We start from the raw sequence: 13,109 nt of genomic DNA on the forward strand, positions 1-13,109 counted from the left end.
GGCGGCGCATGGTGAGGGCGTCCAGTCCTTCCGCGTCCACCAGTGCCAGGGCGGTGGACAGGACGAGGTCCCGGCTCAGCCTGGGTTTCTGCCCGGCGGGCTTGTCGCCGGCACCTGCAGCGGAAGAATTGGCCGGAGACTCTGGGGGAGGCATGGGGGTTCCGTCCTGATCTGATCGTTTCATCGCGGCTCTTGCCGGGAAAATAAGCTTGCTTACTTTAGAGTCTACGCGTAAAGTCTACATTGTAGATGAGTTCCTACGTAGGTTCGAGGAAGCAGGCTCAAGCGCATGGCAGCGGGCCGTTCGCACCGCTTCGGAAGTCCGTGACTGCACACCACGCATGGACCGTCAAAACCGCACTTACCCACCATTCACCTTTACTTACACTCAATAGTAAGTATGCTTACTAATGAATGCCCCAGGCCGCCGGCCAGGGCACGCAAACAAACAAGGGAGATTCACATGTTGCTTTGGATAGCCATCATTATCGCCGTTCTCTGGCTTCTCGGCCTGCTCGGCGGCATCGGCGGCGGGCTCATTCACATCCTTCTGGTCGTCGCTGTGATCGTTCTGATCTTCCACTTCGTCCGCGGCAGGTCACGCGTCTAGCCTCCAGCTGCCACGCTGCCGCCCCTCCTGGGCCTAAGTCCAGGAGGGGCGGCGCATTTAAGGGCCGGACTCCTCCGGGGAACGGCCTTCAGCTGCCCCCGGCCTCTACTTCTTCAAAAGGCTCCGGGGCTTCCACCCGGCCCAGGAGCGACAGGCGGCTCGCGATTCTGGCCATGTCAACGGTCTGGGCGGTTGTCTGCCGGGAGCCACTCGGATGCTCCGGGTCCCGGGCCGGATCACCGGCTAAGCCCCAGTCCAGGGGGCCGTGTCCGACCAGGAACAGCGTGATGTCCCGGTCGTAGAGGACATCCACCACATCGCTGAACCGTTGCCAGGTCGATGCGGACCCGGCAGCCGACTCGACCGTGGGCGAGGGTACACCGTCGATCACCCAGACATCGTAGTCCTCCGCCAAGGCGAGGTAGTCCGCCGTCGACATCCTGCCTCCGCACAATTCCGCGAAACCAACCCAGAGCACGTCGTCGGCCGCTTTGACGGTGAGTCGTTGCGTTGTGGGCGTGAGGATCCTCTCTTGCGATTTCGACGGCGGGAACAAACCGAAAGCTCCCAGCTGCGCCGGCGTTCCGGGGGTAATGATCCTGCCCCTGCTGAAGCCATCCTGCCCGGGAGCCACTAGAGCCAGTTCTTCCGCTTGAAGATGACCCACATGACAAAGCCCGCGAGAACCATCATGCCGAGTGCCATGGGATAGCCGAGCGGCCAATGGAGTTCAGGCATAACGTCGAAGTTCATGCCGTAGAGCCCGGTCACGAATGCGGGTGCGAAGAAGATCGCGGCCCACGAGGAGATCTTCTTCGTTTGTTCGTTTTGTGCCGCGCTCGCCTCGTTTTGCCGGTTCGCGGTCAAGGTCCCGTCAAGCGTCAGGGCGTTTTGGAGCAGGTCGCGGAACCCGTTTGCCCGGGAAATTACCTGCTCGACGTGGTCTTCCACGTCGCGGAGTTTGCGCTGCAGTTCGATGTCGACCCGGTATTTCTCGAACCCGCGCTTCAGGGAGGCCATCATTTCGGGGAGCGGGTTGATCGCGCGCTGGAACTGGATGACCTCCCGGGCGAGTTCGTAGATGCGCCGCGAAACCAGGGGATCGCCGCCGAAGAGCTGGTCCTCGATCTCGTCGATGTCGTTTTCCAACCCGGAGATCACGGGGCCGTAGTCGTCCACCACCTGGTCCAACAATGCGTACAGGACGGCCTCGGGACCATGGCGCAGCAGCTCGGGTTGTTGTTCCAGATCGCGACGGACCTGGGCCACCCCGGGTGTTTCAGCGTGCCGGACCGTGACTACGAAGTTCTTCCCCGTGAAGATATGAAGTTCACCGAACTCCACGGTCTCCGTAGCGTCAACGTATCTCGCAGGCCGGAGGACCGTGAAGAGGTTGTTGTCGTACCGTTCCAGCTTGGGCCGCTGGTGGGCATTGACGGCGTCCTCGACGGCGAGCAGGTGGAGGCCGAACTCGGCAGCCACTGCCGCCATTTCCGTCTCGTCCGGCCGGTACAGTCCAATCCACACCATTCCGCCGTGCGCGGCCAGCGTTTCAACGCTTTGCTCAAGGCTTTCCGGAGTCGCGGTCCGGATACCGTTCACATAGACGGCATTGTCAATGATGGTCACGAGGTTATTCTCCTCCGCTACTGCAACGCCCCGATGATTGACCCGGCGGCGGTCATGGCCACGATGTCGTGGCCGGAGTCGATGAGGGTCACGGCGGACGGCCTGCCCGCGAAACCGTTGTGGATGACGTGGCCGCCCACGCGGAAGACGACAGCAATTACCAGCGCGAAGAAGCCGCAGGCCAAGCTGCCATGCACGCCCAGCTTTCCGATGAGGACGGCCAGCAGAATGCTCGTGAGTGCTGCGGCAACCATCATGGGGATCCAGATTCCAGCCCCGCCGTCGATCTTCTTGAGGTCTTCTTCGGTCTTGCCGATGGCCTGCATCCATCGTCTGCCGAGGACCGCCGGCATGTACCAGACAAATCCGATGACCATGCTTGAGAAGAATGCCAGGAGTATGGCCAGCCAGTTGATGTGCGGAAGAGAAGAGAGCCAATCCATTCTGGAATCCTAGTCGGCTTGGCTGACCGGCGAATCAGGGGAAACCTGCGTTTTCGCCCGTCTGGCAGCCCCGGCCGTTTCTGCCGCGCCCACGAGCCTGCCGATGAGAGGTTCTGTCCGGTAGGGGATATGGGTGTGCAGGGCAAGGACCGTTTCCGTGCGAATGACGCCTTTGGTTCTGAGGATGGAGCGAAGCGCGGTTTGCAGGTTGTGCGTGTCGGTGGCCACCACCCGGCACAGGAGATCGCCCCGCCCGGAAATTTCATGCACCTCAAGGACCTGGGGGATGCGGCGGAGGGCTCCGATGACCCCGTCGAGTTCCCGGTGGGTCACCTCCAGCGTCACGAAGCCGACGACGTCGTACCCCACCTTTTCGAGGTCGACCTCGCGGCCGCCGTCGTTCAGTACGCCTGAGCGGACCAGGCGGCGCATCCTCGATTGGGCGGTGTTGCGTGCAATCCCCAGGGACTCGCTAAGTTCGCCGATCTGTACCCGGGGATCACGGATCAACTCGAGCAGGATCTTCAGGTCCGTCGGATCGAGGCTGTTCAAATCATCACTCCGGATCATTTTTAGTCATCGACAAACATCAATTTTGACTGTTCTGATCAATTGTTTCATGGAGATCTGATCTATCCAGCAGGTTTGCGACATCCTGTTGCCATCAAATATTTTGGGCCGCATAGTCCCGGCCAACAAAGCCAGGTTCCGTGACGGCCGCTGAGGCAAAGGCACGGATATGACGGTCTTTAGCGAACTCCGCATGCGCCAGGCCACCGCCGGGCGCTGGGGCTGGGATGCTTCCACCACGGCGCGGCTGGTTTTGGCCGGCGCCGTCATGTTCACGCTCCTGGTCGGTGCCAACTTGGCGAGTCCGCTGTATCCGTTGCTTCAGGCGGAACTGGGGATCACCTCACTCGGGGTGACAATTGCCTTTGCAAGCTACGTCCTGGCACTCGTCGCTGTGCTGATGCTCGCCGGCCACTGGTCGGACCACATCGGCAGGCGTGCGGCACTGGTGCTGGCTGTCCTCGTGGGCTTGGCCGGCGGCCTGGTTTTCGCCAACGCGGACAATCTCCTGATGCTCTCGGCCGGCCGGATGCTCCAAGGCATCGCCGTCGGCCTTGCCACCGGAGCGAGCTCAGCGGCTTTGCGTGAATTGCTTCCGTCCCGGCCGGAGTGGGCTTCGCGCTTCACCTTGCTGTCGTCCTCCGGAGGTGTGGCCGCGGGTCCCGCCATCGGCGGATTGCTCTCGCTGCTCCCGGGCGCTACCTCAACGCCGTTCTTCATCCACGCTGCCGTCCTGCTTCTTCTGCTGATCCCACTGTGGCTCCTCAAAGCTCGTCCGGCGATTCGGCCCGCCGAAGGCCCGCGTCCCTACACCGTGCTTGCCCCGCGGCGACCCTCCGTTTCGCGGGAAGCCAGGGGAGCCTTTTGGCTGGCCTCCAGCGTGGGATTCCTCAGCTTTGCCGTGTTCGGATTCTGCCTTTCGCTTGCGCCCGGCTACTTCGCCGTCGTCGTGCACGCCGATTCCCGCCCCATGACCGGGCTGCTGGCCGGACTCACGCTCGGGGCGTCCGCTCTCAGCCAATTGCTGACAGTCCGCGGCCGGTTCGCCGTGCCCGCTGGACTGGCCGTCCTGGGAGTGTCCATTGTGCTGGTCGGCGTGGCGGCTTCTTTGTCCAGTCCGGTGCTGCTGGTGGCGGCGAGTCTGTCCGCCGGGGTCGGGCAGGGGATCGCCTTCCGGCTCGTGTTCAATGACGTCGCCAGCAAGGTGGAGGCGTCCCGGCATGCGCAGATCATCAGCACCGTCTATGTCATCACCTACCTTGGCAGTGCCGTGCCGGTCATCGGGCTGGGTCTGGCCGCCTCGGTCATCGGCTTGAGCGCCGCTGCCAGCTATTTCACCGTGGTGTGCGGGCTGGCAGCTGCCGTGCTCGCTGTCCTGTCCCTCCGCAGGGTGCTCCGGAAGGGCTGAGCGGCAGTTAATCCGGCATAGCCAAGTTCGCAAAGATTGATTTGCAAAGAAATGCTTGCAAAGGTTTCTTTGCAAGCGTATCGTTTCCGACATGGACAAGGCCCCAGAGCAGGAATTCCCCGTCCGCAAGGTCGATACGGCGTCCCTCAAAGCGCTCGCGCACCCGTTGCGCGTTCAAATTCTCGAGATGCTGTCCCGTTACGGGCCGCAGACTGCCTGCAGCCTGGCCGAGCTCCTCGATGAATCCAGTGGCGCCACGAGCTACCACTTGCGGCAACTTGCCAAATTCGACTTCGTCCAAGAGGTGCAAGGCAAGGGGACTGCGCGGGAGCGGTGGTGGGAGCGGCCCAGGGGAGCCATCCAGATCACCTCGCCCGAGTTGGCTCATTCACCGGCAACGCAGGAGGCATCGCGGCTGGTAACCCGGGAGTTTGAACGGAGCAGGCAAGCAGTCCTCGCCGACTTCATGGCACATGGGATGGACTCCCTGGACGAAGATTGGCTTGACGCAGCCATCGTCAACACCGCCAACGCCAGGATGTCAGCCGAGCAGCTCGCCCGTTACTCCCGTTCCATGGAAGCCTTCGCCCGCAAGCTCCTGGAAGACATCAGGAGCGAACCCGAGGCGGACGACGCCCGCCCCGTGCAGATCCACTTCAACGCATTCCCGATCCTGGGCGTCCCGGCGTGGGCCGGGGACAAGAAATCCCGCGACGCAAAGTCGCAGGCAGCAGACACCGAAGGGAAAGAATCATGAGCACTGCCACCGCATCATGCGGCACTTACCGCCGGCCCTCCATGCTGGAGTCGGCAGCCGCCGGTATCGGAACCAGCCTGGTCTCGTGGGCCGAGCGCAGGCGGTACATCCCTCCGGCCGAGCTGGCCATGCAGCGAGCGGCGTTCACTCGCCGGCAGGAACTCGGTGAATTGCGCCGGGACGCACTGGGGGCCGCACACTCGGGACTCGAGCCACGTCACTGAGCCGATCTCATCCACGCCGGGTCCAAGCCGGCAGCTATTCCGGCAGCGGACCGTGGTTGCCCTGGATGTGGGCAAAGACCAAGGTGGTTTCGGTGTGGCCCACCACGGGGTCCGTCGCGAGGTTGTCCAGGACCCAGTCGCGAAGGTCGTCGGTGTTGGCAACCGCGATATGCAGAAGGTAGTCCACGGAGCCCGAGGTGTGGAACGTGGAGATCACTGCGGGGAGCGCGGGAACCCGGGCTGTGAAGCGGTCAATCTGGTCGCGGTCATGGGCGCGGAGGCGCACGGCGATCAGGGCCTGGACCGAACGCCCGATTGCCGGAAGGCTCAGGACGGCTTCGAAACCCTCGATGATGCCGCGTTCGGAAAGCGACCGCGTGCGCATGAGCGCCGTCGACGGTGCGATTCCGACCAGTTCGGCGAGCTGCTTGTTGGAGATCCGGGCATCGTCAACCAATGCCGCCAGGATGCGTTCGTCGATCGCATCCAAAGGCTCGCTGATTCCGACGGGCCGAACGTTCTTCGGGGTGGTGCTCACGGATCCTCCTGAAAGTGCTTTCTGTTCATCATAGAGGCCAATTTCCGCACAATCCATTCATTTGCACTGTCAATATCCGAATTATTGCCAGATACTAACCGAATTCAACGGTGAATAATTCAAGGAGAACTGTGACAGCCATCGACACACTCGCAGTCCACGCGGGCCGGACAGGACTCACGGAACAGGGCGTGCACGCCGTTCCCATCGACCTTTCAACCACTGCGCCTTTGCCTTCAGTCCACGACGGCGGCCTCGCGTACGAGCAGATGGCCACGGGCGGCGTGCCCCTCGACGATCAAAGCACCGTGTACCAGCGTCTCTGGAATCCTACGGTAGCCAGGTTCGAAGACGGCGTAGCGGCGCTCGAGGGCGCAGCGCAATCCGTCGGTTTTGCCTCAGGCATGGCCGCGTTCAGCGCGGTGCTGCTCGCCGCCCAATCGGAAGGCAAGACGCACGTGGTTGCGGTGCGGCCCCTCTACGGCGGCACGGACCACGTGCTGGCCAGCGGCCTGCTTGGCAACCAGGTCACGTTCGTCAACGCCGACGGCGTGCGGGATGCCCTTCGTCCGGACACCGGCCTGGTGGTGGTGGAGACCCCCGCGAACCCGAGCCTGGACCTCGTGGACCTGAACCGCCTCGTGTCCGACGCCGGAGACGTACCGGTTCTTGTGGACAATACGTTCGCGACGCCGATCCTCCAGCAACCGCTCAAGCACGGCGTCGCGATGGTGCTCCACAGTGCCACGAAATTCCTGGGCGGCCACGGCGATGCCATGGGCGGTGTCGTGGCAACGAGCGTGGAGTGGGCCACGCGGCTGCGCCGGGTCCGTGCCGTGACCGGCGGCATCCTGACTCCGTGGCCCGCGTACTTGTTGCACCGGGGCCTGGCGACCCTTCCCATCCGGGTGCGAGCCCAGCAGGACCACGCCCACAAGATCGCTGCTGTGCTCACGAGCCACGAACTGGTCGCAAAGGTCTATTACCCGGGGCTTCCCGAGTGCGATCCCCTGCACTTGGTGGGCACGCAGATGAGCGGCCCGGGCTCATTGATGGCTTTCGACCTCGAATCGGCCGAGCATGCGGAACGCATTCCCGGCGCCGTCCGCCTCATCACGCACGCGGTTTCGCTGGGCGGCATCGACACGCTGATCCAGCACCCCGCCGGACTGACCCATCGCCCGGTGGCCCCGGAGGCCAAGCCCCAGGCGCGCATGCTGAGGCTTTCCATCGGCTTGGAAGATCCGGCCGACATCATCGAGGACCTGGTCCAGGCTATCGAGTCCACCCGTTAGCGTGTCCCGGAGCTGCCGTGAGCCTTGGTTACCCAAGGCAATCGACTGGTTACCTTGAGTCACTCGCACTACCATGAAATTACTGGGGTTGTCAATTTCCAAAGGTGAATCGGATGACTCAAGGAGGCACTCGGAATGAGTGATGTCAGTCCACTAAGGAATGCAGTCCGCAAGGGAAGTGGCCTCAAGCAACTGGGTGGTACTTGGGGTGAACTCCTCGCCGAGTTCCTCGGCACGTTTGTCCTGATCGCTTTCGGCGACGGCGTCGTGGCCATGGCAGTTGCCGCCTTGCCCGGCTCGGGACGGGCCGCGACGTCGACCACGATCTTCATGGCCGCCGGCGACTGGTTGTTGATCACGTGGGGATGGGCCATCGCCGTCACGATGGCAATCTACGTCGGCGGCGGGGTCAGCGGGGCCCACATCAATCCGGCCGTGACGCTCGCTTTCGCGGTGCGGCGGAAGTTTCCGTGGAAGAAGGTGGGCCCCTATATCCTTGCCCAGATTGTCGGCGCGTTCGCCGGTGCCGCGCTGGTGTACCTGCTCTACCACGATGCCATCGACGCCTATAACAAGGCAGTCGGCACTGGGCGCGGGGATCCGAAGGGCCTGGCCACCTACTCCATTTTCGCCACGTTCCCGGCACCGTACTTCAACGGGAATCCCGTGGGGCCGCTGGTGGATCAGGTTGTTGGCACGGCTTTCCTCGTTTTGTTCGTCGTGGCGATCATCGACATGCGCAATACCGCCGTACAGGCGAACCTGGGTCCGTTCATGATCGGGCTGGCGGTGGCGGCGATCGGCATGTCCGTGGGCGCGAACGCGGGTTACGCGATCAACCCTGCCCGTGACTTCGGACCGCGGTTGTTTGCGTGGCTCGCCGGATGGGGCCAGACGGCGATGCCGGGCACTGTAGACGGGTCGTTCAGTTGGTATTTCTGGATCCCGATCATCGGCCCCCTGGTCGGTGGAGTGATCGGTGTGCTGATCTACGACTGGTTTATCGGGGATGTGCTCCATGCGCGCACCCTGCTGGCGGAACCCACGCTTCCGGGACGGACCGGCGCGGACATCCCCCGGGCGTCCGAACCTAAGCAAGCAGCCTAGGGATAGCTCAATCCCGGGGCTGATCCGCCGAGCCGTGCGGCGCGCGCACGGTCACGCGGAGGAGCCGACGACGGCGACCTGGCGCGCCGGGGACCGGTGCACGACGGCGGTGATCACCGCCGTCGTGCACGCCAGTGCCATGACCGTCAAGGCGAGCGCCGTCCAGCCGAAAGCCTGGAAGGCGAGTCCTCCGGCCCAGCCGATGATGCTGGAACCCAGGTAGTAGGAGAGGTTGTACAAGGACGCGGCTTGCGCGCGGCCGCTCGTCGCGATGGTCCCGGTCCAACCTGCACCGATGCTGTGCGCGGCGAAAAAGCCGCCGGTGAAGACCACCAAGCCGGCCAGAACGGCGGCGATGTTGTCCCACAGGGTGAGTCCAAGGCCGGCTGTCATGGTCACTATCCCGGCGAGCAGGACCGTGCGGCGGCCGAATCGCATGGACAAGCCGGCTCCCCAGCGGGAGCTCACGGTTCCCGACAAATAGGCCAGGAAAATCAGGCTGACGACCGTGGCGGGAAGTCCGAAGGGCGCGGCGTGGAGTCGGAATCCGAGGTAGTTGTAGACAGCCACGAATCCACCCATCAACAGGAACGCTTGAACGTATAGGGCCAGCAGCCGCGGATTGGAAGAATGGCCCGCCAGCGTCTTCATGGCTCCGCGGAAACCTCCAGCGGAACGGGGCGTGAAGCGTCGCGGCTTCGGGACCAGCAGCAGGAACAGGGCGGCAGACACTGTCGCCAGGACGGAGACTGCGAAGGCTGCGGCCCGCCAACCCCACAATTCACCGATGGGTCCCGCGAGCAGGCGGCCGGCCAGTCCGCCGAGGGTGGTGCCGGCGACGTAGCTGCCCGCGGCCAGCGCAGCGTGCACTTTGTTGACTTCTTCATTCAAGTAGGCGATCGCGATCGCCGGAATACCGCCGAGGGCCATGCCCTCCAATGCCCTCAAGGCGAGGACAAGGGGGAAAGTGGGAGCGAGGGGGACAAGCAGGCCCAGGACGGTGGCGGCCGCGATTCCGATGGCCATCGCACGCACGCGGCCGATCTTGTCGGCAACGAAAGACCAAGGCAGCACCGTTGCCGCGAGGCCTACCGTCGCCAAGGAGATGGTGAGCGCCGCCTCTGCAGCCGTGATGTGCAGTTCGTTCGCCATGAGCGGCAAGACAGCCTGGGTGGAGTACAGCTGCGCGAAGGTGGCCACCCCGGCGAGGGCCAGGCCGGCGAGGATCCGCCGGTACGCGGTGGAGCCTTTCAGGTGGCCCTCCCAGTCGGACTCGGCAGGGCTCGGGGATGTTGCGCTTATACTCACCTATCCACAGTAGGGCGAGCCTAAGTGATGACTCCAATGCATTAGTTATTTAGGATTGATAGCAGATCTGGATGATTTACACGGCGGTCGATCTGAGATTGGACAAGCATGGACATCGAACACAAGCAATTGGTCCAATTACTCCCGTTGCTGCCACTGCTGGCCGAGCTTGGCCGCACCGAACATGTCACCGAGACAGCCGAACTGCTCGGAGTACCCCAATCGACGGTGAGCCGGGCGCTGGCCCGGGCAAGCGCCGTCGTCGGAACCGAGCTCCTGATCCGTGAGGGGCGCGGCGTCCGCCTGACCCCTGCCGCGAAGACGCTGATTCCCTACATCGAGGCGGCGCTCGCGGAATTCCAAGCGGGGCTCGACGTGGTCCGCCACGAGTCCGACGTCGTCCGCGGTCGAATCGCCGTAACCTTCCAGCACACCTTCGGCGAGGCGACGTTGCCACTCCTCATGAGCGCGTTCCGGAGCCGGCACCCCACCACGGCTTTCGAGCTGAGCCAAGGAGCGCGCGCCGCCTGCCTTGAATCACTCACCGCCGGTGACGCCGACTTCGCGTTGACGGCACCCGTGGCGGGTCCGGGCAGGAACCTTGGCTCGGCGGCGCTGTACCGCGAGCCGCTGCGGCTCGTGGTCCATCACCGCCATGCAGTGGCCCGGCGGCCCAGCGTGAGGCTCGCCGAGCTCAAGCACGAGCCGTTCGTTTCCATGGGCCCGGGCTTCGGCCTGCGCTCGCTGACCGACGCGATCTTCCGGGATGCGGGCTTTCGCCCAAGAGTCGCTTTCGAGAGCCAGGATTCGCACACCATCCGCGGGCTCGTGTCCGCCGGCCTGGGGTACAGCATCCTGCCGCCCGGGGGACTGGGTCCGGGACCCCAAGGGGTTCTGGATTCCACCGACCTGGGGTGGGTGGAAGTACCGCTCGACTCGGAACTCGCATACCGGGAGATAGGGATAGCCTGGCGCGACCGGCGCAAGGAACCGGACCCTGTCAGGCTTTTCCGCGAACTCGTGCTTTCCGAAGGGCCGGGGCTGCTCGCCGGCCTTGTCAAAGCGCGGTCCGGAAGCCAATAGGAGCACCAAGCGGCCCGCGCTAGGCTTTTGGACGTGGAGACTGCAGAGAACGCGACGCCCCGGCCCGACGTAACGGTCATCGGGCTCGACATCGGTGGCACGAAAACCCGCGGCGTCCGTTTCGAAGACGGCAAACCGGTCCGCGACGAAAGCACCGGCAGCTCCAACGTCCAAAACGTCAGCCGGGAGACGGCGGCCAGGAATCTCGCCGAGCTCTTCGCCATGATCGGTGGCGGCGACGTTGACCGCGTCCTCGCCGGCGCAGGCGGAATCGACACCGACGCCGATGCCCGCGCCCTCGCCGAGCTGATCGAACCCCATGTCCCCGGCGCCCAGGTCACGGTGGTCCACGATTCCCGCCTCCTGCTGGCGGCAGGCCGGGCCAGCACGGGAGTGGCGGTCATCGCCGGGACCGGATCCGCGGCCTGGGGTAAGAACGCCGAGGGGGAAGAAGCCCGTGCCGGCGGCTGGGGTTTTCTCCTGGGCGACGAGGGCAGCGGTTACTGGCTCGGCCGTGAGGCGGTGCGCCACAGCCTCCGCAGGATGAACAAGGGGCTGGAACCGGATGGCCTCACAGCGGCCCTTTTGGAATCCTGCGGGGTGGACGATCCAAACAAACTCATCGCGCTTTTCCATTCGGAGGACACCGACCGGCGGTATTGGGCCCAGCGCGCAAGCGCAGTGGTCGAGACTGCACGCGAGGGGCTCGAGATCAGCCGCCAACTTCTGGACCAGGCAGGACGGGATCTCGCGGAGCTCGCGGCGCAGGCCGTCCGGCAACTGGGCCTCTCCGGTCCGGTGATTCTTGGCGGCGGGCTCGGGATGAACGTGGAACCCTTGCAGTCCGCATTCCGGGCGGGACTGGCCGCGCACGGAATCACCGATGTGCGCGTCCTGGACCAGGAACCGGTTTTCGGTGTGCCGCGGATTGTCGCGGAGCTTCCTTAGCCGGGCACGGACCCAGGGGCGACGCGCAAACGGCCAGCGGACCCGGAGAGAGACCGGCGACACGCGGAGACCGGAGTCCCGAGCCCTGCTCTGTGTCGCCACGCCATTTGGGTGTCGGGACCGTTAGCCAGTAGCCCTGTTCCGGGACCTCGGCTTGAGCTGGACTCCCGGCATGGGCGGTGCGGCGATGCGCCCGGCTTCAGCTCCGGCGTCGGGCCCGTGGCCGTGGATCCAGCCGAATCGGGCATTGCGGGCATCCTCGTCGTTCAGGAGGGCCTGGGCTTCCCAGTCTTCGCGGGCCTGCTCCACTTCCTCGTGCGTCCGGCCCACGAAGTTCCACCACATCAGGATGTCCTCTTCGAAGGGTTTGCCGCCCAGGAGCATGAAGCGGGTTCCCGGAGCTGCCTCAAGCCGGAGCGATTCCCGGCCCATGCCGAGGAAGGCCAGGGGACCGGGGTCGACTTCTTGGCCGTCGATCACCGCGGAGCCGTCCAGGACCAGGACGGCATGCTCGAAACCGGGATTCAGCGGCATCTCGACGGCGCCCGAGGCTGAGACTTCGACGCCGACTATCGGGCTATACATGATCGCGGGGGAGCGTTGTCCGGCAAATTCACCCACGAGCACAATCGCCGTGAAACTGTCGGCGGCGACCACCGGAAGGTCCACGATCTGCTGGAACGACGGCGCCCGGTGCCTTACGGCGTCGGGCAAAGCGACCCACAACTGCAGGCCGCGGGACAGCGGCAGGAGAGCGCCGCCGTCGGGCGCGTTCGGGTCGAGTCCTGCCGGGAGGACGCCGAACTCGGAATGCGAAATGCCGCGGCCGGCCGTCATGATGTTCAACTGCCCGGGACGGACCACGACGTCGCTGCCGACGCTGTCGCGGTGCCGCACCTCGCCGTCGAGGGGCCAGGTGACAGTCTGCAATCCCATGTGCGGGTGGGGAAGGACGCTCATTGCGACGCGATCCGGGCCGAAGCTGTCGAGGAAACACCAGGCTCCTACCGTCGGCATCCCGCGCTGGGGGAGGGTGCGGGAGACATTCATGGCCCGGACGCCGCCGAGGGGAACCTCGCGGGCCGGCCAGAGCTGCACAAAGGGTCGTTGCCCGGGATGTCCGGCCGGGCAGACTTCCTGCGACGGGGCCGTTTCCAAGTTGGTCACAATGCAACTCCCTGTGCTGAAC

General features: G+C 64.6%; 15 protein-coding genes. 8 read left to right on the forward strand and 7 right to left on the reverse strand.

Annotated elements, in window-relative coordinates:
• Window positions 1–463: 463 nt before the first annotated feature.
• Window positions 464–610, forward strand: a complete 147-nt coding sequence (locus KNN17_RS19710) for a lmo0937 family membrane protein (RefSeq protein WP_139359721.1) — start codon at window positions 464–466, stop codon at window positions 608–610.
• Window positions 611–698: 88 nt separating this feature from the next.
• On the opposite strand, the gene zapE is transcribed toward KNN17_RS19710, so the two are convergent.
• The 4 genes from zapE to KNN17_RS19730 are packed head-to-tail and all read right to left on the reverse strand — an operon-like array spanning window position 699 to window position 3,252.
• The gene (gene zapE / locus KNN17_RS19715) at window positions 699–1,244 is read right to left on the reverse strand and encodes an AFG1/ZapE family ATPase (RefSeq protein ID WP_241710563.1); all 546 of its coding nucleotides are present in this window, start codon (window positions 1,242–1,244) and stop codon (window positions 699–701) included.
• Window positions 1,244–2,239 carry a magnesium/cobalt transporter CorA gene (gene corA, locus KNN17_RS19720; RefSeq protein WP_241710564.1) on the reverse strand — a complete coding sequence of 332 codons (996 nt, stop codon included), beginning with the start codon at window positions 2,237–2,239 and terminating at the stop codon, window positions 1,244–1,246. Before corA ends, zapE begins: the two co-directional genes overlap by 1 nt.
• A gap of 17 nt (window positions 2,240–2,256) precedes the next feature.
• Window positions 2,257–2,682 (reverse strand): DUF1761 domain-containing protein, encoded by a 426-nt coding sequence (locus KNN17_RS19725; RefSeq protein ID WP_241710565.1) that lies wholly within the window; start codon window positions 2,680–2,682, stop codon window positions 2,257–2,259.
• Between the two features lie 9 nt (window positions 2,683–2,691).
• Entirely contained in the window at window positions 2,692–3,252 is a 561-nt protein-coding gene (locus tag KNN17_RS19730; protein WP_241710566.1) for an Lrp/AsnC family transcriptional regulator, read from the reverse strand.
• Between the two features lie 169 nt (window positions 3,253–3,421).
• On the opposite strand from KNN17_RS19730, the gene KNN17_RS19735 reads away from it, so the two are divergent.
• The 3 genes from KNN17_RS19735 to KNN17_RS19745 all read left to right on the forward strand — a co-directional run bounded on the left by KNN17_RS19735 (window position 3,422) and on the right by KNN17_RS19745 (window position 5,641).
• Entirely contained in the window at window positions 3,422–4,660 is a 1,239-nt protein-coding gene (locus tag KNN17_RS19735; protein ID WP_241710567.1) for an MFS transporter, read from the forward strand.
• 91 nt (window positions 4,661–4,751) lie between these two features.
• Window positions 4,752–5,417 (forward strand): ArsR/SmtB family transcription factor, encoded by a 666-nt coding sequence (locus KNN17_RS19740; RefSeq protein ID WP_241710568.1) that lies wholly within the window; start codon window positions 4,752–4,754, stop codon window positions 5,415–5,417.
• Entirely contained in the window at window positions 5,414–5,641 is a 228-nt protein-coding gene (locus KNN17_RS19745) for a 2-nitropropane dioxygenase (RefSeq protein ID WP_241710569.1), read from the forward strand. Before KNN17_RS19740 ends, KNN17_RS19745 begins: the two co-directional genes overlap by 4 nt.
• A gap of 34 nt (window positions 5,642–5,675) precedes the next feature.
• Here the strand turns inward: KNN17_RS19745 and KNN17_RS19750 are convergent, their stop codons facing one another.
• Window positions 5,676–6,179, reverse strand: a complete 504-nt coding sequence (locus KNN17_RS19750; RefSeq protein ID WP_078108298.1) for an Lrp/AsnC family transcriptional regulator — start codon at window positions 6,177–6,179, stop codon at window positions 5,676–5,678.
• Window positions 6,180–6,310: 131 nt separating this feature from the next.
• Here KNN17_RS19750 and KNN17_RS19755 point away from each other — a divergent pair, with 131 nt between their 5' ends.
• Complete coding sequence (locus KNN17_RS19755) at window positions 6,311–7,474, forward strand: trans-sulfuration enzyme family protein (protein ID WP_241710570.1); 1,164 nt, start codon at window positions 6,311–6,313, stop codon at window positions 7,472–7,474.
• 135 nt (window positions 7,475–7,609) lie between these two features.
• Window positions 7,610–8,581 carry an MIP/aquaporin family protein gene (locus tag KNN17_RS19760; protein ID WP_241710571.1) on the forward strand — a complete coding sequence of 324 codons (972 nt, stop codon included), beginning with the start codon at window positions 7,610–7,612 and terminating at the stop codon, window positions 8,579–8,581.
• A gap of 51 nt (window positions 8,582–8,632) precedes the next feature.
• Here the strand turns inward: KNN17_RS19760 and KNN17_RS19765 are convergent, their stop codons facing one another.
• The gene (locus tag KNN17_RS19765; protein WP_372489706.1) at window positions 8,633–9,883 is read right to left on the reverse strand and encodes an MFS transporter; all 1,251 of its coding nucleotides are present in this window, start codon (window positions 9,881–9,883) and stop codon (window positions 8,633–8,635) included.
• A gap of 114 nt (window positions 9,884–9,997) precedes the next feature.
• On the opposite strand from KNN17_RS19765, the gene KNN17_RS19770 reads away from it, so the two are divergent.
• Window positions 9,998–10,972: a LysR substrate-binding domain-containing protein gene (locus tag KNN17_RS19770; protein WP_241710573.1), complete on the forward strand. Its 975-nt coding sequence runs from the start codon at window positions 9,998–10,000 to the stop codon at window positions 10,970–10,972.
• A gap of 33 nt (window positions 10,973–11,005) precedes the next feature.
• Window positions 11,006–11,920 carry an N-acetylglucosamine kinase gene (locus KNN17_RS19775; RefSeq protein ID WP_241710574.1) on the forward strand — a complete coding sequence of 305 codons (915 nt, stop codon included), beginning with the start codon at window positions 11,006–11,008 and terminating at the stop codon, window positions 11,918–11,920.
• Between the two features lie 123 nt (window positions 11,921–12,043).
• Here KNN17_RS19775 and KNN17_RS19780 read toward each other — a convergent pair whose 3' ends face one another.
• Window positions 12,044–13,087, reverse strand: a complete 1,044-nt coding sequence (locus KNN17_RS19780; protein WP_241710575.1) for a pirin family protein — start codon at window positions 13,085–13,087, stop codon at window positions 12,044–12,046.
• Between the last annotated feature and the right edge of the window lie 22 nt (window positions 13,088–13,109).

The organism is Arthrobacter bambusae, assembly GCF_022606295.1.
GTDB lineage: Bacteria > Actinomycetota > Actinomycetes > Actinomycetales > Micrococcaceae > Arthrobacter > Arthrobacter bambusae_A.

Bases quoted from the DNA above. Each gene is read 5' to 3' on its own strand.
- KNN17_RS19710 (WP_139359721.1), top strand. From the start codon at position 464: ATGTTGCTTTGGATAGCCATCATTATCGCCGTTCTCTGGCTTCTCGGC.
- KNN17_RS19725 (WP_241710565.1), bottom strand. From the start codon at position 2,682: ATGGATTGGCTCTCTTCTCTTCCGCACATCAACTGGCTGGCCATACTC.
- KNN17_RS19730 (WP_241710566.1), bottom strand. From the start codon at position 3,252: ATGATCCGGAGTGATGATTTGAACAGCCTCGATCCGACGGACCTGAAG.
- KNN17_RS19735 (WP_241710567.1), top strand. From the start codon at position 3,422: ATGACGGTCTTTAGCGAACTCCGCATGCGCCAGGCCACCGCCGGGCGC.
- KNN17_RS19740 (WP_241710568.1), top strand. From the start codon at position 4,752: ATGGACAAGGCCCCAGAGCAGGAATTCCCCGTCCGCAAGGTCGATACG.
- KNN17_RS19745 (WP_241710569.1), top strand. From the start codon at position 5,414: ATGAGCACTGCCACCGCATCATGCGGCACTTACCGCCGGCCCTCCATG.
- KNN17_RS19760 (WP_241710571.1), top strand. From the start codon at position 7,610: ATGAGTGATGTCAGTCCACTAAGGAATGCAGTCCGCAAGGGAAGTGGC.
- KNN17_RS19770 (WP_241710573.1), top strand. From the start codon at position 9,998: ATGGACATCGAACACAAGCAATTGGTCCAATTACTCCCGTTGCTGCCA.